This window comes from Oerskovia jenensis, from assembly GCF_016907235.1.
GTDB classification, from domain to species: domain Bacteria; phylum Actinomycetota; class Actinomycetes; order Actinomycetales; family Cellulomonadaceae; genus Oerskovia; species Oerskovia jenensis.
In genome coordinates, this window is sequence record NZ_JAFBBO010000001.1 from 2601002 (window position 1) to 2620584 (window position 19583).

The 19583-nt window shown below is 73.3% G+C and carries 19 protein-coding genes; 12 read left to right on the forward strand and 7 right to left on the reverse strand.

What is annotated here, in order from left to right:
- The first annotated feature begins 24 nt into the window (after positions 1–24).
- Both JOD49_RS11690 and JOD49_RS11695 read left to right on the forward strand, forming a co-directional pair.
- A complete protein-coding gene (locus tag JOD49_RS11690) occupies positions 25–1269 on the forward strand; it encodes a sensor histidine kinase (protein ID WP_205307338.1) in 1245 nt (414 codons plus the stop codon).
- Entirely contained in the window at positions 1266–1964 is a 699-nt protein-coding gene (locus tag JOD49_RS11695; RefSeq protein WP_205308944.1) for a response regulator, read from the forward strand. The genes JOD49_RS11690 and JOD49_RS11695 overlap by 4 nt, the downstream gene beginning before the upstream one ends.
- A gap of 31 nt (positions 1965–1995) precedes the next feature.
- Here the strand turns inward: JOD49_RS11695 and JOD49_RS11700 are convergent, their stop codons facing one another.
- From JOD49_RS11700 to JOD49_RS11710, 3 genes are all read right to left on the reverse strand, one after another.
- Positions 1996–3603: a SpoIIE family protein phosphatase gene (locus JOD49_RS11700; RefSeq protein ID WP_205307339.1), complete on the reverse strand. Its 1608-nt coding sequence runs from the start codon at positions 3601–3603 to the stop codon at positions 1996–1998.
- A 109-nt stretch (positions 3604–3712) separates the two neighbouring features.
- Positions 3713–4366 carry a response regulator transcription factor gene (locus JOD49_RS11705; RefSeq protein WP_205307340.1) on the reverse strand — a complete coding sequence of 218 codons (654 nt, stop codon included), beginning with the start codon at positions 4364–4366 and terminating at the stop codon, positions 3713–3715.
- On the reverse strand, positions 4363–5802 hold the full coding sequence (locus JOD49_RS11710) for a sensor histidine kinase (RefSeq protein WP_205307341.1): 1440 nt from the start codon (positions 5800–5802) through the stop codon (positions 4363–4365). The genes JOD49_RS11705 and JOD49_RS11710 overlap by 4 nt, the downstream gene beginning before the upstream one ends.
- Positions 5803–6047: 245 nt before the next feature.
- Here JOD49_RS11710 and JOD49_RS11715 point away from each other — a divergent pair, with 245 nt between their 5' ends.
- A complete protein-coding gene (locus tag JOD49_RS11715) occupies positions 6048–7265 on the forward strand; it encodes an LLM class flavin-dependent oxidoreductase (RefSeq protein ID WP_205307342.1) in 1218 nt (405 codons plus the stop codon).
- A 43-nt stretch (positions 7266–7308) separates the two neighbouring features.
- On the opposite strand, the gene JOD49_RS11720 is transcribed toward JOD49_RS11715, so the two are convergent.
- Positions 7309–8310, reverse strand: coding sequence for an NADP-dependent oxidoreductase (locus JOD49_RS11720; protein WP_205307343.1), 1002 nt, complete (start codon positions 8308–8310; stop codon positions 7309–7311).
- 124 nt (positions 8311–8434) lie between these two features.
- On the reverse strand, positions 8435–8821 hold the full coding sequence (locus JOD49_RS11725; protein ID WP_205307344.1) for a DUF1304 domain-containing protein: 387 nt from the start codon (positions 8819–8821) through the stop codon (positions 8435–8437).
- 146 nt (positions 8822–8967) lie between these two features.
- Between JOD49_RS11725 and JOD49_RS11730 the strand changes: the two genes are divergently transcribed.
- Positions 8968–9585: a TetR/AcrR family transcriptional regulator gene (locus JOD49_RS11730; RefSeq protein WP_205307345.1), complete on the forward strand. Its 618-nt coding sequence runs from the start codon at positions 8968–8970 to the stop codon at positions 9583–9585.
- A gap of 62 nt (positions 9586–9647) precedes the next feature.
- Positions 9648–11570 carry a cation:proton antiporter gene (locus JOD49_RS11735; protein ID WP_205307346.1) on the forward strand — a complete coding sequence of 641 codons (1923 nt, stop codon included), beginning with the start codon at positions 9648–9650 and terminating at the stop codon, positions 11568–11570.
- 153 nt (positions 11571–11723) lie between these two features.
- Here the strand turns inward: JOD49_RS11735 and JOD49_RS11740 are convergent, their stop codons facing one another.
- Positions 11724–12146: a hypothetical protein gene (locus JOD49_RS11740; RefSeq protein WP_205307347.1), complete on the reverse strand. Its 423-nt coding sequence runs from the start codon at positions 12144–12146 to the stop codon at positions 11724–11726.
- Between the two features lie 144 nt (positions 12147–12290).
- Between JOD49_RS11740 and JOD49_RS11745 the strand changes: the two genes are divergently transcribed.
- The 7 genes from JOD49_RS11745 to JOD49_RS11775 all read left to right on the forward strand — a co-directional run bounded on the left by JOD49_RS11745 (position 12291) and on the right by JOD49_RS11775 (position 19255).
- Positions 12291–12941: a GntR family transcriptional regulator gene (locus JOD49_RS11745; protein ID WP_205307348.1), complete on the forward strand. Its 651-nt coding sequence runs from the start codon at positions 12291–12293 to the stop codon at positions 12939–12941.
- A gap of 118 nt (positions 12942–13059) precedes the next feature.
- Complete coding sequence (locus JOD49_RS11750) at positions 13060–14256, forward strand: MFS transporter (protein WP_205307349.1); 1197 nt, start codon at positions 13060–13062, stop codon at positions 14254–14256.
- Between the two features lie 204 nt (positions 14257–14460).
- Entirely contained in the window at positions 14461–16491 is a 2031-nt protein-coding gene (locus tag JOD49_RS11755; protein WP_205307350.1) for a hypothetical protein, read from the forward strand.
- A 106-nt stretch (positions 16492–16597) separates the two neighbouring features.
- Complete coding sequence (locus JOD49_RS11760; RefSeq protein ID WP_205307351.1) at positions 16598–17704, forward strand: sensor histidine kinase; 1107 nt, start codon at positions 16598–16600, stop codon at positions 17702–17704.
- Entirely contained in the window at positions 17701–18366 is a 666-nt protein-coding gene (locus JOD49_RS11765) for a response regulator (protein ID WP_205307352.1), read from the forward strand. Before JOD49_RS11760 ends, JOD49_RS11765 begins: the two co-directional genes overlap by 4 nt.
- 154 nt (positions 18367–18520) lie before the next feature.
- A complete protein-coding gene (locus JOD49_RS11770; RefSeq protein ID WP_205307353.1) occupies positions 18521–18772 on the forward strand; it encodes a response regulator transcription factor in 252 nt (83 codons plus the stop codon).
- Between the two features lie 129 nt (positions 18773–18901).
- The gene (locus JOD49_RS11775; protein WP_205307354.1) at positions 18902–19255 is read left to right on the forward strand and encodes a cupin domain-containing protein; all 354 of its coding nucleotides are present in this window, start codon (positions 18902–18904) and stop codon (positions 19253–19255) included.
- Positions 19256–19273: 18 nt separating this feature from the next.
- Here the strand turns inward: JOD49_RS11775 and JOD49_RS11780 are convergent, their stop codons facing one another.
- Entirely contained in the window at positions 19274–19429 is a 156-nt protein-coding gene (locus tag JOD49_RS11780; protein ID WP_168210015.1) for a hypothetical protein, read from the reverse strand.
- Positions 19430–19583 lie beyond the last annotated feature (154 nt).

Genomic DNA, 19583 nt, shown 5'->3' on the forward strand with positions numbered 1-19583 from the left:
CGCCCGCACGCATAGTCTCGCCGCATGCCTCCTGCTCGGCCGATCCGCTACGTGCCCTACTCCACGTTCGACATGTCCTGGCGGCTGGCGGCCGCGTTCGGGTTCGGCGCCCTGCTGTACCTCGCCAACGCGCTCCTGACCGCGGAGGACCCCCAGGGGGCGACGTTCGAGCAGTGGGGGGCGATCTTCCTGCTCGACCTCCTCCTCGGCGTCGTCGCGCTGGTCCTCCTCCCGGCGGTCCGTGCGGCACCGCTCACCGTGGCGCTCCTCATGGGGGCGGTCGGCGGCTTCACGACCTTCGGTGCGGGGGCCGTCGTGATCGCGCTGATCTCGCTCGCGACCCGTCGACGGTTGCGCGAGATCGCGGGCGTCGGGTTCGTCTACATGGCGTCCAGCCTGGGGAACGAGGCGCTCTTCCGCTCGCTGATCCCCGAGTGGGCGCAGACGCCCTGGTGGGTGTGGGTCGTCGTCGGGGCGCTCGTGTACGCCCTGCTCGTCGCGATCGGTGTCTCGATCGGGAACCGCCGCGACCTCGCGGAGTCCTGGCGCGTGCGGGCCGTGACGGCCGAGCGTGAGCAGGCCGCGCGTGTCGACCAGGCACGCTCGACCGAGCGCACCCGGATCGCGCGCGAGATGCACGACGTCCTGGCGCACCGCATCTCGCTCGTCGCGATGCACTCGGGCGCGCTCGCGTACCGCACGGACCTCACGCAGGAGGAGACCGCCGCGACCGCGGGCGTGATCCGCGACAACGCGCACCTCGCGATGACCGAGCTGCGCGAGGTCCTCGGCGTCCTGCGCGAGACCGACGTCCCGGGCGGGACCCCCGAGCGCCCGCAGCCGACGCTCGTCGCCCTGCCCGACCTGCTGGCCGAGGTGCAGGGCCCGGACGGCTCCGACCCGGTCACGTGCGAGGTCGACCCGGTCACGAGCGAGCAGCTGCGCGAGCTCGGCGACCAGGTGAGCCGGAGCGCGTACCGCATCCTGCAGGAGTCGCTCACGAACGCCCGCAAGCACGCACCGGGCGAGCCCGTGCGGGTCGAGATCGACGGGGCGCCCGGAGAAGGACTCGTCCTCCGGGTCGCCAACCCGCTCGTCGCGGTCCGCACTCCCGACGACGGCGACGCCCCCAGCACGTCCGGTGCGCCGCCGTCGGGCCTGGGGCTGACGGGGCTCGCCGAGCGCGCCCGCCTCACGGGCGGTGAGCTCACCGCGGGGCCCGACGGGGCCGGTCGCTTCGTCGTGAGAGCGTGGCTCCCGTGGACGTGACCCCTTCGACTGCTCCTGCCGCCCCCGGGACCCGGACGGACGCGCCCCTGCGCGTCGTCCTGGTCGACGACGACACCCTGGTCCGCGCGGGACTGCGCCTCATCCTGGGCGGCGACCGGACGATCGAGATCGTGGGGGAGGCCGCCGACGGGATCGCGGCCGTGTCCGAGATCGCGCGCACCCGGCCCGACGTCGTCCTCATGGACATCCGCATGCCACGCCGCGACGGGCTCGCGGCCCTCGAGATCGCGCGCGCCGCCGACCCGGCGCTCAAGGTGATCGTGCTGACGACGTTCGACGCCGACGACATGGTGCTGACCGCGCTGCGGCTGGGCGCGGCCGGGTTCCTGCTCAAGGACACTCCTCCTGCCGAGCTCGTGGCCGCGGTCCGGCTCGTCGCGGAGGGGCGCTCGATGCTGTCGCCGTCGGTCACGGAGCAGCTCATCACGGCCGTCGCACGTCAGCCCGTCGACGACCGGGAGGCCGCAGCGAGGACGCGCCTCGCACGGCTGACCGAGCGCGAGCTCGAGGTCGCGGTCGCGATCGGTGCGGGGCTGTCCAACGCGGACATCGCGACGAGCCTGTTCCTGAGCATCGCCACGGTCAAGACCCACGTGGGCAGGGTGCTCGACAAGCTCGGGGCGGACAACCGCGTGCAGGTCGCGATCTGCGTGCACGACGCGGGTCTGGCCTAGCCGACGCCGGACCGTCGGCGGGCGGGGCGGGTCAGGGCGCCTCGTAGAGCAGCAGCGCGACGTCGTCCCTGGCGCCGTCCGCGAGGAGCTCGGCGAGCAGCGCGTCCGGCAGGTCGGCCGCGGGACGCTCCTTGCGGATCGCGAGGGCAGCGTCGGCGAGCCGGCGCAGCCCCGTCGACAGGTGCTCCCCGCGACGTTCGACCAGCCCGTCGGTGTACAGGACGACGGCGTCGCCGCTGTCGAGCGCCGCTGTCGCCTCGGGGCGGGGGACCGTGCTGAGTGCGAGCGGCGTGCCGCGCCCCTCGTTGAGCCAGCACGTCGCGGACTCGTTGACGACGAGCGGCGGCAGGTGGCCTGCGGCCGAGTAGGTCAGGGTGCGGGCGTTCTCGTCGACGATCGCGCACAGGACGGTCGCGAGCTCGGCGCCGGGCAGCGTCCGGGCGAAGCGGTCGAGGCCCTCGAGCGTGGCCGCGGGGCCCAGGTTCTCCAGGAGCAGGGCACGGCTCGCGCTGCGGAGCTGGCCCATGACGGCCGCGGCGCGCAGGCCCTTGCCCACGCAGTCGCCCACGACCAGGCCGAACCGCCCGCCGGACAGGTCGACGACGTCGTACCAGTCGCCGCCGATGAGGAGGCTGTCGTCCGCGGGGCGGTAGCGGGTGTGCCAGCCCGGGGCGGTCGGGTCGTCGGGCAGCATGGCGTCCTGGAGGGCGTTCGCGACGTCGCGCAGCTCGTCGACCTGGCGGATCTGGGCGAGCGTGCTGCTGAGCGCGGTGCCGACCGCGGAGGCGACGAGCTGGAGGAACGACCGCTGGTCGTCGTCGTCGGGGCGCTGCGGGTTCCCTTCGAGGACGATGACGCCGGCGACGGCCCGGTCACGGCTGGCCGCGAGGGGCGCGACGAGCGCTGGGCCGACCTGCTCGAGGCGGCGTTCGTCGGCGACCTCGCGCAGGACCTGCGACGGGACCGACTCGTCGTGGCGCTCGTGGGTCGAGGCGAAGGGCACCAGCCCGGCCGACGTGTCGAGGTAGAGGTCCGCTCGGGTGACGTCGACGCTGCGTCCGAGCACCCCGACGGTCGCTGCCGCGAGCTCGTCGACGTCGCCCTGGAGGCGCTGGAGCGTCGCCGTGAGGGTGCCGAGGGTCTGGAGCCGGCGGGCGTCGACCACGTGGTCGGTGGTCTCGGTCGCGACGTCGAGGACACCGCGGATGACGCCTTCGTCGTCACGCAACGGGCTGTAGGAGAACGTGAAGGCCGTCTCCTCGTCGAAGCCCGAGCGGTTCATGATCAGGGGCTGGTCCTCGGACCAGGTGGGCTCGCCGGTCTTCAGGACCCCGGCGAACAGGGGCTCGATCTCGTCCCAGATCTCGGCCCACACGTCGGCCGCGGGGGCGCCCATGGCGCCGGGGTGCTTGTCCTGCCCGAGCATGGGCCGGTAGCCGTCGTTGTACAGCATCACGAGGTCCGGTCCCCAGGCGATGAAGATGGGGAAGCGCGTGCTGAAGCACAGGCGCACGGCGGCGCGCAGCGTCTTGGGCCAGGTGTCGGGGGAGCCGAGCGAGGTGGCGGACCAGTCGATCGACCGGGCCAGCTCACCGCTCTCGGTGCCCTGGGTGGCCAGGTCGAACCAGTCGGAACTCACGCCTCATGATAGGAGGTCCGTGCCTCGGAGCCCGCATCCTGTGCAGTGCACGCCGGGAGGGCCGCCGCTCGTCGAGCGGGTGCCTGTCAGAACGAACGAGCCCTCGGGGTCACGCTCGTTCTGACGGCCCGACCAGGCCCGACTCGTAGGCCGCGATCACGAGCTGCACGCGGTCGCGGCAGCCCAGCTTGCGCAGCGCCTCCGACACGTGCGACTTCACGGTCTGCTCGGAGATGAACAGCTCGGCCCCGATCTCGGCGTTCGACAGCCCGCGCGCGACCGTGAGCAGCACCTCGCGCTCGCGGCACGTGAGGTCCTCGATCCCGGGGGCGACCCGGGGGGCGCGCTGCGCGAAGTCGCCCACGAGGCGGCGGGTGACCGTGGGCCCCAGGAGCATCGAGCCGTCGGCCACGAGCCGCACACCCTCGACCAGCCGGGGCGCCGGGGTGTCCTTGAGCAGGAATCCCGACGCCCCGGCCTGGAGCGCGTCGAACACGTACTCGTCGAGGTCGAACGTCGTGAGGATGAGGACGCTCGTGCCGGGGTACCGGTCGCAGATCGCGGCGGTCGCGGCGATCCCGTCCAGGACGGGCATGCGCACGTCCACGACGGCGACGTCGGGCCGGCGGGCCGCGACGACGTCGAGCAGCTCGGCGCCGTTCCCTGCCGAGCCGACGACCTCGATGTCCTCGGCCGCGTCGAGGATCGCCGCGAAGCCGTACCGGACCACGGGCTGGTCGTCGGCGACCACGACCCGGGTCATGCGTCGATCCCGTCCGCGGCGTCGGGGAGCGGCAGGGGGTCGCCCGCGTGGCCGTACAGGGACGTGCCCGTGCGCTCGGCGGCCGTGGCCGGTTCCGGCCCGTCGACCGGGAGCGCGAGCTCCACGACGAACGAGCCGTCCTCCTCGCCCGCCGTGAGCGAGCCGCCGATGGACTCGACGCGTTCGCGCATCCCGAGCAGCCCGCGGCCTGGAGCAGCGGGGGATGTGCGCGGGACGAGGGGGTTCGCGACGCGCGCGGTCACGGTGGTCCTCGCCTCGTGGCCGGCCGTCGGGGACGGGCCGTCCGGGGGAACGGGCAGCGTGCCCGTGCCCGACGGCGCCGCTCCCGTCCCGAGGGCGAGCGTCACCGGTTGCCCCGGGGCATGGCGGCGCGCGTTAGTGAGCGACTCCTGCACCGCGCGGTAGAGCACGATGCCCTGGGCCGGTGGCAGCACCGGCACGTCGCCCACGACCGTCACGGACTGCCCGGCCGAGCGTGCCGCGTCCACGAGCGCGACGACGTCCGCGGCCCCGGGCTGCGGGGCCCGGTCGGCGTCCTCGGTGCGTTGCAGGACCGCGAGCACCTGCCGCAGCTCGCCCAGCGCGCGCCGGGCGTCGTCGGCGATGTCCGCGAGCACGACCCTGGACTCGGCGTCCATCGAGGGGTGCACGTACGGCGCCGACTCCGCGCGGACCGCGACGAGCGAGATGTGGTGCGCGACGACGTCGTGCAGGTCGTGCGCGATCCGCGCTCTCTCGCTCGCGACGGTCTCGACCGCGAGCGCGTGCTCGGTGGCGCGAGCGGCCTCGGCCGTGCGCCGCCGAGCACGCACCCCGGCCCCGATCGCCCCGCTGATCGCGGTCGTCGCGAGCGCGACGACGGTGTAGAGGACGAAGGTGACCTCCCGGCCGCCCGTCCCGGCAGTCACCGGGCCGATCGGCAGGAGGGCGGCGATGCCTGTCGCGCAGTAGACGCCTGCCACCGTGATCGTGAGGAACAGGGGCAGGGCGGCCTGCAGGACCTTGTCGACCGCGGCGACCACGGTGATGGCGAGGAGGGCGAGCCACCACGCCCACACGAACGTCCCGATCAGCGCGACGAGCAGGAACGGCCAGGTCGCGAGCACGCAGGCGAGGCCCGTCGACCGCCGGGAGACGAGGACCCCGACGACGGCGCTGAAGCTGCCCAGCGCGATGACCGGGTGGACGAGCGGGAACCCTTCGAGCGAGCTCTGCCAGAGCCCGGTGCCCACGTACCCGTAGGACAGGATCGGTGTGCTGATCGCGAACAGCCCCACGAGCATCGCGAGCACCGCGGGCAGGACCCAGGGCCGCCAGTCCTCGCGCTCGGCGGCGGCGCTCGCCGAGCGACCGGGGACGACGACCCCGGCGGGTGGCAGCGGGATGGGCTGGGTCGGAGGGGCGGCGGTGACCATGCGGACGATTCTTGCGGGTCCGGCCCGGGGCCCGGCACCGGCGCGCGACGGACCCGCCCTCCCTCCTGCGGGGGAGGTCGAGGTTCACCCGTCCCAGCCCGCGAGAGCATCGACGAACCGCTTGACCCGTCCCGAGCCTGTGCCTACGGTCCGCCGACGCGCGCGACCCACGACCTCCTCGACCGACCGGCCCGCCGGGCCCGCGAGGACCGTCCGCAGGAGGGGCCGCGCCGGACGGAGGAGACATGACCGCCGCGATCCACTGGTTCCTGCCGACGTCGGGGGACGGCCGCACGGTCGTCGGTTCCTCGCACGCCGCGACGACCCCCGGGACGGCGCGGGCCTTCCGGGCGCCGACGCTCGAGTACCTCACCGACGTCGCGCGCACCGCCGACCGCCTGGGCTACGAGGCCGTCCTGACCCCGACCGGCACCTGGTGCGAGGACGCGTGGCTGACCACCGCGGCGCTGCTGCGCGAGACGCAGAGGCTGCACTTCCTCGTCGCGTTCCGCCCGGGCCTGGTGTCGCCGACGCTCGCGGCGCAGATGGCCGCGACGCTCCAGCGGTTCTCGGGCGGGCGCGTGCGCCTCAACGTCGTGACGGGCGGGGACGAGAGCGAGCAGCAACGGTTCGGCGACTGGCTCGACCACGACGAGCGCTACGCCCGCACGGCCGAGTTCCTGGCCGTGGTGCGCGGGCTGTTCTCGGGCGAGCCCCTCGACCTCGACGGGCAGCACTACCGCATCCGCGACGGCCGGGTCCCCGTGCCGCCGGACCCGGCGCCGCCCATCTACTTCGGAGGGTCCTCGGAGGCCGCGCTGCCCGTCGCGGCCGAGCACGCCGACGTCTACCTCACGTGGGGCGAGCCACCGGCCCAGGCCAAGGCCAAGATCGACCGCGTGCGTGAGCTCGCGGCCGAGCGGGGGCGGACCCTGCGGTTCGGCATCCGGCTGCACACCATCAGCCGTGACTCGTCGGCCGAGGCGTGGGGCGTGACCGAGACGTTCCTCGACGCGTGGTCGCCCGAGCAGGTCGCGGCCGCGCAGGCCCAGTTCCGTGCGTCGTCCTCGACGGGCCAGCGGCGCATGGCCGCGCTCAACGGCGACCGTTTCGACGGCCGCTCGCGGTCCCTGGAGGTGCACCCGGGCCTGTGGGCGGGCGTGGGGCTCGTGCGCGGCGGCGCCGGGACGTCGCTCGTGGGCAGCCACGAGGAGGTCGCCGACCTCGTGCAGGAGTACCACGAGGCGGGCTTCGACGAGTTCGTGCTCTCGGGCTACCCGCACCTCGAGGAGGCGCACTGGTTCGCCGAGGGGGTGCGCCCGATCCTCGACCAGCGCGGAGTGACGCGGCCGGTCGGGGCGCGCGGCGCCGTCGGGCAGGGGGACCAGGGGAGCGACGGGCCGGCGGGCGCCCGGCCGGCACGCGACGAGGCCGCGCTCAGGACGCACTCGGTGGCGTTCTAGGCGCGGCCCCGGGCCGGGCCGGCACGAGGCCGGCCGGAGAACCTCAGACGCGCACGACCATCTTCCCGGTGTTCGCGCCGCGCATGAGGTCGAGGAACGCGTCGACCGAGTTCTCGATCCCGTCGACCACGGTCTCGTCGAACACGACCTCGCCCGCCTGGAGCCAGGCGCCCATGTCGCGCGAGAACGCGGGGAAGTGCTCGAGGTGGTTGCCGATCGTGAAGCCGCGGAGCATGAGGCTGCGCGTCACCATGTTGCCCATGTTCCGCGGGCCCACCGCGGGCTCGGTCTCGTTGTACTGCGAGATCGCGCCGCACAGGGCCGCGCGCCCGAAGTCGTTGAACGCGCCCAGCGCGGCCTCGAGGTGCTCGCCGCCGACGTTGTCGAAGTAGACGTCGATCCCGTCGGGCGCGGCCACGGCGAGCTGGTCGGCGACGGGCCCGTCCTTGTAGCTGAACGCGGCGTCGTAGCCGTAGCGCTCGGTCAGGAGCGCGACCTTCTCGGGGGTCCCGGCGGACCCGACGACGCGGCCCGCGCCCTTGAGGCGCGCGATCTGCCCGACGGCGGTGCCCACGGCCCCGGCGGCGCCCGAGACGAACACGGTGTCGCCCTCGCGCAGGCCCGCGATCTCGAGCAGCCCGACGTACGCCGTGAGACCCGTCATGCCCAGCGTCCCCAGGTAGGCGGACAGCGGGACGCCCGGGATCTCGGGGACCACGCGGAAGGCGGCCGCATCGCCCTGGGCGACGTCGCGCCACCCGAGCTGGTGCAGCACGACGTCGCCGACCGCGAAGCCCTCGGCCGTCGAGGCCTCGACGCGCCCGACGGCGCCGCCCGTCATGGTCTCGCCCAGCGCGTAGGGCGGGGTGTACGACTTCACGTCGTTCATGCGCCCGCGCATGTACGGGTCGACGGACACGAACTCGTTCCGGACGCGCACCTGGCCGGGCGCGAGGTCGGGGAGGTCGACCTGGACGGTGCGGAAGTCGTCGTGCGTGGGCCAGCCCGTGGGGCGGGCGACGAGCTGGATCTGCGTGGAGGTCATGGGTGTCCTTCGGTTGCGGTTCTGCGGGGGAGCAGGCCCGACGGCGTCGCTCGGGCCGGGAGGGCCCGTGCGGCGGGTGGGGGTTCGGGCCGTGGGGTGGTCGGTGCGTGGGGCCTGGCGGCCGTCAGGACACCAGGGCGATCACGAGCAGCACGACCGCGATCGCGGGCGGGACGGCCTGGACGAGCGCGGCGCGGGCCTTGGCGGGGGACGAGAGGATCAGGACCAGCCCGGCGAGGACCATCGAGCCGGTCGCGCTCAGGACGAGCGCGGCGCCGACCCCGGTGTGCCCGCTCGTGACCAGCAGGATGCCGATCACGGTGATGGCCGCCAGGAACAGGTTGTAGAAGCCCTGGTTGAACGCGAGCTCCTTGGTGGCGCGGGCCTCCTGCTCGGTGGTCCCGAACGTGGCACGGGTCCGCGGGGAGGTCCAGGACACCGACTCGAGCACGAAGATGTAGACGTGGATCAGCGCGGCGAGGCCGGCGAAGACCAGTGCTGTCGCGGTCATGGGTGGTGTCCTCCAGGGTGAGGGGCGGTGCTCTCGCGTCTGCCGCTGCCGGTGAGACTTGATTCTGAACTGATCGGTCTACTAATCGACGGTACAGTTGTGTACTGGTCGGTGCAATACGAGATGCGGAAAGTGAGGCGGTCCACATGGGCAGGTCGCAGTCGTTCGACACCACCACGGTGGTCCAGGCGGCCCGGGACGTGTTCTGGGACCAGGGCCTGGACGGAGCATCTCTCCCCGACCTCGAACGCGCCACCGGGATCAACCGGTCGAGCCTCTACCACGCGTTCGGCTCCAAGCGTGGGCTGTTCGACGCGGCCGTCGAGGACTACCTCGACACCGTGATCCGGCCCCGGCTGCGGCCGCTCGTCACCGCAGGTCAGGGGAGCGGCACCGCGCCCGAGGCGGGGCGCGCGGTGGTGACGTACTTCGACCGGCTCGCCTCCGCCGTCGGGCAGCTTCCCGCCGACTCCCCGCGGCTCGGCTGCCTCCTCGTCGGGTGCGCGACCGGGGCCGCCGGGCACGACGAGGCGCTGCGCGGCGCGGTCGACGCCTATCGGGCCGAGCTGACCGACGCCCTCGCCGGGGCGCTGCGCGCCGCGGACCCGGCGCTCGCGGACGAGTCCGTCGAGCGGCGCGCGCGCCTGCTGCTCTCGCTCCAGCTCAGCGCGCTCGCGCTCGCGCGCGTCAACCAGGACGAGGCCGTCGCGATGCTGCGCGCCGCGCGCGACCAGGCGGCAGAGTGGGTTCCGCGCGACGCGTAGCGGTGCGGGGCGCAGATGCTTCGTCTGATAGGAAGTAATCTCCCGAGCGAGACGAGAAGCCCATGGAGTTCGTCCCCTACCTGATCGCCGGCGTCCTGGCGGTGGTCGGCGTGACCGCGCTCGCACCACGCCTGGGAGTCGCCGCCCCGCTGATCCTCGTGCTGCTGGGCGTCGCGGTGTCGTTCCTGCCCGCGGTCTCGGCCGTCGAGGTCGAGCCCGAGTGGATCCTTGCCGGAGTCCTGCCGCCGCTGCTGTACTCGGCGTCCGTCAGCATGCCCGCGATGGACTTCCGGCGAGACCTCAAGGCCATCAGCGGGCTGTCCGTGGTGCTCGTCGTCATCAGCGCCGTGGTGCTCGGGTTCCTGTTCCACCTGCTCATCCCGGGGATCGGCCTCGCGACGGGCATCGCGCTCGGCGCGATCATCAGCCCCACCGACGCGGTCGCGACCTCGATCGTCAAGAAGGCCGGGGTCTCGCCGCGCGTCGTGACGGTGCTCGAGGGCGAGAGCCTGCTCAACGACGCCTCGGCCCTGGTGCTGCTGCGCTCGGCCATCGCGGCCACGGCCGCGACCGTCTCGGTCGGGCAGGTCGCGGGCGACTTCGTCTACGCGGTGGCGGTCGCCGTGGCGATCGGGTTCGTCGTCGGCAAGGCCAACCTGTGGCTGCGCTCGCGGGTACGCGAGGCGACGTCCAACACCGCGATCTCGTTCGTCGTGCCCTTCATCGCGTTCCTGCCCTCGGAGCACCTGGGTGCGTCGGGTCTGGTCGCGGTCGTCACGGCCGGCATCGTCACGGGGCTCGGCGCGCCCAAGCACCTGAGCCCGCAGGACCGGATCGCCGAGAAGGCGAACTGGAGGACGGTCGAGCTGCTGCTGGAGGGCGGGGTCTTCCTGCTCATGGGGCTCGAGGTGTTCGGGCTCGTCGAGGAGGTCCGCGAGGAGCACGGCAGCCTGTGGACGGCCGCGGGGCTCGCGCTCCTGGCCGCGGTCGTGGTCATCGCGCTGCGGTCGGTGTTCGTCGCGGCGCTGCTGTGGCTCATGAAGCGCTCCAACCGCCGCAACCCCGAGGTGCGCGAGAAGCTCGCGGCCGTGACCGACAAGCTCGACCGCGGCGAGCTGCCCACGGTCGAGGACCGCGGGCCGGGCCGGGGGAGACGACGGCGCCGCGCGCCGCGAGGGGGCACGGCAGGCGGTCCGGAGGGTGCTGCGGCCGGCGGTCCGGGCGGGGACCGGACGGGCGCGCGCGTCCCCGGCCTGGGTGGCCCGGGCGGCCTCGCCGGGGCGCGCGGCGGCCCCGGGCGGAGCGCCGGTCCGGGGGAGGCGCCCTCGCTCGACGACCCGCGCGTCCAGACCCGCATGGCCCGGATCCAGACGTTCCTCACGCGCCGCATCGCCGACATCGACTACCTGGCGGCCGAGCCGCTCGGTCGTCGCGAGGGCGTGCTGCTCGTGTGGGCGGGCATGCGCGGCGTCGTGACGCTCGCGGCGGCCCAGTCCCTCCCGGCCGGCACGCCGCACCGGGCGCTGCTGGTCCTCATCGCGTTCTTCGTGGCCGCCGGGACGCTGCTGGTCCAGGGCGGGACGCTGCCGTGGGTCGTGCGACGCCTCGACCTGACGGTCGACGCCTCGACCGAGAACGACGAGCGGCTCGCGCTCCTCGGCGAGCTCTCGCGCGTGGCCGCCGAGGTGATCGACGCGCCCGGCCTCGCCCGTCCGGACGGGACGCCCTACGCCCCCGAGACGATCGAGCGCGTGCGCCAGGAGATCGCGCACGACGACCTCGTGGACCGGGAGGCCACCGAGGGGGACGACCGGCACCGCCAGTACCGTGAGCTGCGCCTCGCGGTGCTCGCGGCCCAGCGCGAGGAGCTGCTGCACGTGCGCGACCACGGCACCTACAGCTCGGGGGCGATGGACGAGACGCTCAAGGTGCTCGACGCGAGCCAGATCAGCGTCGAGATGCACGCGCCGTCCGCGGAACGGTAGCCCTGAGCGGTACCGCCTGTACTGCCTGTGGCCGCCCGGACCGCCTGCGCCGCCTGCGCCGAGAAGTGAGCAGCTGCCCCTGGATCCGGCGATCCAGGGGCAGCTGCTCACTTCTCGCGACGTCCGGACCGGGGCCCGGACGTGCGGGTCGCGCTACGCCGTCTGCTCCCGGGCGATGCGCACCAGGTGCAGCACGGCGTCCAGGTCGATGTCGGCGAGCGACTTGAAGCTCACGCTCGAGCTGCCGATCTTGGCGCGCCCGAGCGTGTGGGCGTACTTCTGGGCGACGTACTGGTCGTCCTCGACGGCGTTGACGTACACGCTGAGGTAGTTCTGCTGGACCGCGAGGCCGACGGCGAACCACTCGACGCTCCCGCCGCGGGGGCGAGCCTGGAGCACGTCGCCGTACCCGATGATCCGCTGGTCGGTGCCGCCCCAGAAGACCCCCTCCCAGAGCACCCGGGAGCGGCCGGCCATCACCTCCGAGATCGCGGCGTCGAGGCGCAGGGCGTCGTCGCGGAATCGTTCGGGAAGGGTCGTGAGGTACTCGTCGGGATCGGTCCCGGTCTTCTGCACGGAAAGCTCCATCCGGTCGGGTCGGCTGGTCGAACGAGGCTATGCGGGGTCCTGGGGTCCGGCGACCGGGCGGGCCGATCGTGACCGGACCGTAGCCGTCACGACCCGGATGCTCCCTTGCATCTAAGGTGCTAGGGTCGCAAGATGTCGCCTCGCAAGAAGTCCGACGACCAGGCCCCCAGCGCCGTCGAGCGCGCCTTCGCCGCGGTGTCCGCCTCGATCATCACGGGCGAGACCGCCCCGGGCTCGCTCGTCACGGAGGGCGAGGTCGCCGACGAGCTCGGCATCAGCCGCACCCCCGTCCGCGAGGCGTTCCTCCAGCTCCAGACGTGCCGCCTGCTCACGCTGTTCCCCAAGCGAGGAGCGATCGTCGCCACGGTCACGGACAAGGAGGTCACGGACCTCCTCGCCGTGCGGATCATGCTCGAGTCGTCCGCGATCCGCGCCCTGGACGGTCATTCCCTGCCCGACGGCGTCGCGCGCGACCTCGACGACCTCGTCGCCCGCCAGGTGGTCGCCGAACAGGAAGGCGACCTGCTCGCCTTCTCGCAGGCGGACTTCGCGTTCCACTCGCGGGTCATCCGCGCGGGGGACAACGACGTGATCGAAGACCTCTTCGCGCAGCTCGGACCACGCCTCGAGCTCCTGACCCACCGCGCCGTCCGACGCGACGCGACCTCGCCCACGCGACTCCTCGCCGACCACCGTGTGCTCGCCACGCTGGCGCGCGCAGGCGATGCCGCGGCGTACGAGGCCGCGCTGCGCGCGCACGTCCAGCGAGGCAACTACGGCTGACGGGCGCCGCGCCCTCCCGGCCGCCATCACCCCGCCCTCCCGCTCGGCCTCCCGTCGTGGCCGTGCCCTGCCCGCCGACGGGCCACCGTCCCACCGTCCTCGTCACCGAGAAATGATCATGAACCGCCAACGCCCCTTCCCCGGCTGGCTGCGCGTCGCCCCCGCCCTCGTCGTCATGGCCTGGGGCGGGAACCACTTCACGCCGCTCCTGCACATGTACCAGGACCTCGGGGACTACTCCGTCGTCATGGTCGACCTGTTCCTCGGCATGTACGTCCTGGGTCTCGTGCCCGGGCTGCTCGTCGCGGGCCCGCTGTCCGACCGGTACGGCCGCAAGCCGCTCGCCGTCGTCGGCGTCCTGGGTGGGATCGGAGCCAGCGTCCTGCTGGCCCTGGGGTTCGGCAGCGAGGTCGTCATCTGCCTGGGGCGCCTGCTCGCCGGGCTGAGCGTGGGCGTCGCGATGTCGGTCGGCACGAGCTGGGTCAAGGAGCTGTCGAGCGCACCGTTCGACCTGGGGACCGACCCGACCGCGGGTGCGCGCCGCCCGTCGTTGTCCCTGACCCTCGGGTTCGGGATCGGAGCCGGGGTCTCGGGCGTGCTCGCCCAGTGGGGTCCGTGGCCGACGGTCACGCCCTACGTGGTCCACGTCGTGCTCAGCGTGGTCGCGCTCGTCCTGCTCGCGACCGCGACCGAGACCATCGGGGGCCACCGGTCGACGACCTCGCTCCTCGCCGACCTGCGGGTCCCCGCCGCCTCTCACCGCCGGTTCGTGCGCGTCGTGGTGCCCGCCGCCCCCTGGATCTTCGGGGCCGCCGGGATCGCCTACGCCGTCATGCCACAGCTCGTGGTCGAGCAGACCGGCGACCTGTCGTTGGCCTACGCGACCCTGCTCACGGTCCTCACGCTCGGCACGGGCGCGGTGGTCCAGCCGTTCGTCAAGGCGATCGACCGGGTCACGGGCGGACGGTCGCTCGTCGTCGGGATGTGCCTGATGCTGCTCGGCATGGCGCTGGCCGCGGCCAACGGGACCGTCGTCTCCCCGGTCCTCGGCGCAGTCGCAGCGGTCACGCTCGGCGCCGCGTACGGGATCTGCGTGGTCGCAGGACTGATCGAGGTGCAGGCCATCGCGACACCCACCGACCTCGCGGGACTCACGGGCGTCTACTACAGCCTGTCCTACGTGGGCTTCCTGCTCCCCGTGGTCCTGGCCGGGGCGACGGCGCTCGCCGGGTACACCGTGCTGCTCGCCGTGGTCGCGGTGGCCTGCGCGGGCTGCCTGGTGACGGTCGTCCGGGGGGTGCGCCGTACGGCGTGAGCCGCACCGCGTGAAGCGTCGTGCGCGCACCGTCCGGGCCCGCCCCTCCGAGGGCACCGTGGACGATGCCCGACGGCGCGGGGTCGAGACGTTCGGATGAGGGGGGTCGGTCCGAACGGGTGAGTCGGGGACCCCCTGGTGGGCGGGAACGTAGAGGGATCAGGGCGCGACCGGTGCCCACCTCACCTCAGGAGCTCGACGATCATGAAGGTTCTTCGTACCGTCACCACCACCGCAGTCTCCGCGGCGCTCGTGCTGGGCGGTGGAGCAGCGGCCTTCGCGGCCGAGGGAACGGACGCCCCCGAGGCGGGCGCGCCCGCGGCTCCCGACGCCGGTACGTCCGGGGCTGGTGCCGAGCAGGCGGTCCCCGCCGCCCCGGCCGACGCTGCCGTACCTGCCGCCGAGGCGCCCGTTGCGCCCCCGGCGCCGGTGGACCCGGTCGTGGCGCCCGCCCCCGAGGCGAGCGCTCCCGAGGCGCCCGCCGAGGAGGCGGCGCCAGCCGATCCTGCCCCCGCCCCTGCCGGCGAGCAGGAGGATCTCCCCGTCGCCGACCCCGCAGCCGACCCCGCGGCCGAGGCCGCTCCGGTGGACGAGGCCACGGCCACCGAGCAGGCCGACGACGCCGTGATCCCCGAGGCCGCGACCGTCGCCCCCCTGGGCGCGCCCTCCGTGGTCGGTGCGCTGCAGTCGGTGCCCGTCTACCCCGACGCCGACTACCACCCGCACTGGGAGGACAGCTACAACAACGGCTTCTCGTGCGACTACTGGTACTTCCTGGAGGACGACGACGCCACGTCGGGCCGCGACTGGACGGGGTGGAGCGGCCAGCCGCAGCTGCACATCCTGCACCACTCGCTCACGGACGACGACGGCACGATCCACATGGTCTACGACCGCGACATCGCGAGCTACTGGTACCACGTGTGGTCGGGCGACGAGACGGTGTCCCCGGACGCCGAGGGCATCCACTGGGAGAACACCTCCGCCCAGCAGACCGTGCTCGTCAACGGCTACAAGGGCGGCGCCGACCTGGCCGCTCGCGGTGCCGACGCCCGGGTGCTGTTCGACCGGGCCGGGGTGAGCGTGCCCGACACCGCCACGATCGCCGACTACCAGTACAGCATCGACAACGGGTGGATCACCCTGGCCGACGCCGAGCAGGCCGTCGCGGAGCAGAACCTCCGCCGCGCCGACTACACCGCGTACGAGGCCACCCAGTTCGCTGTGTGGTACTTCTCGACCGGCCACGACGTCATGGGGCTGTTCTTCGACGTCGACGACGCCGGGCACGTGACCCTGAGCCAGAAGGCGCTCGACCAGTTCGCCGGCCAGCAGGCGGAGGACTGGACCCGCACCTGGGACCAGGGCTACCTGAGCGACCGCATGGCGACGATGCAGACCGCGGCCTGGCTCATCGAGAACGCGCTGACCACCAACGTGGTCATGCCTCAGCCCGGCTTCGTCTCGCACGGCTACGTCAGGAACACCGACGGCTCGACCGACTACGGCTTCACGGCCTCGCTCGTCGGTGGGACCGGTGACATCCACGTCGAGCTGCGCACCGCCGACGGCCAGGCCGTGCCGGCCGGAGTGACGCTGGTCGACGCGAACGGCGCCACGGTCACGTCCGTGACGCCGGGGCAGCGCGTGTTCGTCCGCGTCCCCGCGGGTCTGGACGTCGCGTCGCTGCCGCAGTTCCAGCTCTGGGGCTCGGCGCAGGGCACCGAGCAGGGCAGCCCGCACTTCTACACGGGCAGCGACCACAACAACCACGGGACGACCGACGAGAACGGTCAGTGGACGGCCGCGACCTTCCCGCACTGGTTGATCGGCCTGGGCGAGCTCGACCAGCCCTCGACCGCGTGGGACTGGGTCGGCATCAGCCTGGCCGACGAGCCCGAGGCGCCCGTGGTCCCCGAGGACCCCACGGGTCCCGAGAACCCGGCCGTCCCCGAGGACCCCACGACGACCGTCGTCGAGACCGCCGACGCCGTGGACCCGGTCTTCGTCGGAACGGACGGGACCGTCCGGACCGTCGCCTCGACCGACCCGACGAACCTCGGCCTGACGGACACCGTCCCGGTGGCCGCAGCGGTCCAGCGGACCGACGCCGGGAACCTCGCCTCGACCGGCGTGAACGCGGGCATGCTCGCCGTCGCAGGAGCCTTCATCGTCCTGACCGGCACGGGCCTCGTCCTCGCCGGGCGTCGCAAGACCAGCTCGACCGAGAGCTGACCGTCCCCCCGAAGCAGGCCGCCCCCTTCCGTCACGGAGGGGGCGGCCTGCTTCGGTGCGTGCGCTTCGACCGCCGTATCCCGGCGTTCCTGGCTAGCCTGGCAGCATGCGGATGCCCGCCCTGGGGTCGATCTCGCGGCGCGACGTCGCGATCGCCTCGTTCGCCGCGCTCGCCGGTGTCGGTCTGGCGGTGTCACGCGTGGCGGTGGGGCTGTGGGGGACTCCGCTCTGGGCCGAGGTCACGGCGCAGGTCGTCGGGGCCTCGCTGCTCCTGTGGCCGCGACTGACCGGCCCGGCGGTCCTGGGATGCGCGCTGCTCTCGTGGGTCTCACCCGTCCCGGCCACGCTGCTCGCCGCGTTCGACGCGGGGGAGCGCCTCGCGCCCCGACGTAGTGCGGCCTGGGCGGTCACCGGCGCCGTGGTGATCCTCCCGGCTGCTTCTCTGGCGATGGGACGGTCGGACATCGCGATGTCCCTGACCCTGGTCCTGCTCGTCCTGGGCCCCTGGTTGGCCGGCCGCAGCAGGCGTGCCGAGCGGGTCGCGAACGCAGCCATCCGGGACCGGAGCATCGAGGCGGCCGAGCACGTGGCGGCGCAGGTGCGCACGACCGAGCGCGAGCGGCTCGCCCGTGAGATGCACGACGTCGTCGCCCACCGGATCAGCTACGTCGTGCTGCAGACCAATCTCCTGGAGACCAAGGTCGAGGACCCGCAGGTCCGCGTCGACGTGGACCGGATCCGGGACACCGCGCGCGAGGCGCTCGAGGAGATGCGGGGCGTGCTGCACCTGCTCAGCCGGGACGGGAGCCCGGCGGGGCTCGAGCAGCCGTCGTTCCGGGACGTCGCCGTGCTGGTGGCGGAGGCGCGAGCCGTGGGTCAACCGGTCGAGGTGGACGCCGACGTCGACCCGGGGGAGCCGCCGGGCGTCACCGAGCGCACCGCGGTGCGCATCGTGCGCGAGGCGCTGACGAACGCGGTGCGGCACGCGCCCGGAGCCGAGACCTCCGTGCAGGTCCACGAAGGGGCGGACTCGTTGCGGGTCGAGGTCGTCAACGGGCCGACGGCGATCCCCGAGGTCGAGCTGCCCACCGGCGGGCACGGGCTCCAGGGCATCCGCGAGAGGGTCGAGCTCGTCGGCGGGCGCTCCACGATCGGACCGACGCCCGACGGCGGCTTCCGGGTCGAGGCCGTGCTGCCGTGGGGGACCGCATGATCCGGGTCGTGGTCGTCGACGACGAGAGCCTCTTCCGCGAGGGGATGGCCGCCCTCGTCGACGCGGCCGACGACCTCGACGTCGTCGGGACGGCCGAGAACGGCCGCCTGGGGGTCGAGGCAGTGATCGCACGCCGCCCCGACGTCGTCCTCATGGACATGCAGATGCCCGTCATGAACGGCATCGAGGCCACGCAGGAGATCCGTCGGGTGGCGCCCGAGGTCGCGGTCGTCATCCTCACGAACTTCCAGTACGACGAGTACGTCGTGCCCGCGCTGCGGGCCGGTGCCGCGGGCTATCTCCTCAAGGACAGCACGGTGAGCGAGGTCCAGCGGGGGATCCGGGCCGCGGCGGAGGGGGACGCGATGCTGTCGCCGGCCGTGACCCGTCGGTTGCTGGACTCCCTCGGCCCGGCCATGACCACGCGGCAGGCGGAGGCACGGGCCAGGGTGGGGGAGCTGAGCGAGCGGGAGCGGGCCGTCGTCGGGCTCCTCGCCACGGGTCTGTCGAACGCGGAGATCGCGCGAGCGCTCTACATGGCCGAGCCGACGGTCAAGACCCACCTGACCCACGCCATGGTCAAGCTCGGGGTCACGAACCGCACGCAGGCCGCGATCCTCGGCCACGACGCGGGCCTGCCCGACGACGCGGCCACGACCTGAGGGACGCCGCGGTGGGGCCCGTGCGCCCGGCCGCCACAGACCGGTCGGGGGAACTCGCGTCATGGATCCGTTTCCATCCGGTCTCTTGAGTAGGAGCCAGAAGAGACCGGATCACAACGTGGGCGACGTGCGGCGACCACGGACGGAGGAACCCATGTCCATCACGGAGCGAACGTCGCCCCAGTCCCCACCACCCGACGAGGTGCAGGAGGAGGTCGTGCTCTCACGTCGAGAGCTCGTGGTCCTCACGCACCTCACGGAGGACATGACCCTGGAGCAGCTCGCAGCGATCCTGTTCGTCACCCGGAACACGGTCAAGTCCCAGCTGCGCAGCATCTACCGCAAGGTCGGTGTCTCGAACCGCGAGGACATCCTGCGCTGGGCCAGGGACCGCGGCATCTCGTAGGTCCGGCCCCGGCACCGGGCTCGCCGACGGGCGAGCGGGTGCGCACCCGAGGTGCGTGCCGACCGGGTGGTGGGATGCTCGAAGGACGTGCCGGTCGACGACGACGGGCCACGAGGTTCCGAGGCGAGCATGGGACAGGACCAGCAGGCGTCGGACGATCCGACGGTCACCGATCCGGACCACTACCGGGTGGTCTTCGAGAACGATCGCGTCCGGGTGCTGGAGTACGAGGACCAGCCGGGTACGCGCACGCACCCGCACCACCATCCCGACAGCGTCATGTACACGCTGAGCGGTTTCGAGCGGCGGATCACGTCGGGGGACCGGGTCATGGAGGTGGTGCTGGCGCCGGGGGAGACGCGCTGGCTGCCGGACCAGGTGCACGTGGGGGAGAACACGGGCACGACGGCGACCCACGCGATCTTCGTCGAGCTCAAGGAGACGGGCCCACGGTCCGGGGGCGAGCTCGGGGCCTCTTCCTGACCCGTCGTCGCAGCGGGGTCAGTGGAACTCGTGACCCGCGTCGTCGGTGCCGACGGCTTCCATCGTGACGTCCTCGCCAGGGGCGGAGGGCAGTGCGACGAAGCGCATCTCGACCAGGACCACGTCCTGGCACTGCGGGCACAGGCGCTGTTCTTTCCATCGGCGGTGCGGCATCGCGATCCTCGGTTCTTGCGGGTAGAGCACGGCCGTCGCAAACGCCCCTGACCGGCCGACGGCCGGTCAGGGGCGTTGTCTCGCTGAGGTGGCGACGCGGGCAGGGGCTCGCGTCGCCGTCGCTGATCGTAGCCCCTGGCGACGGTCCGCGGAT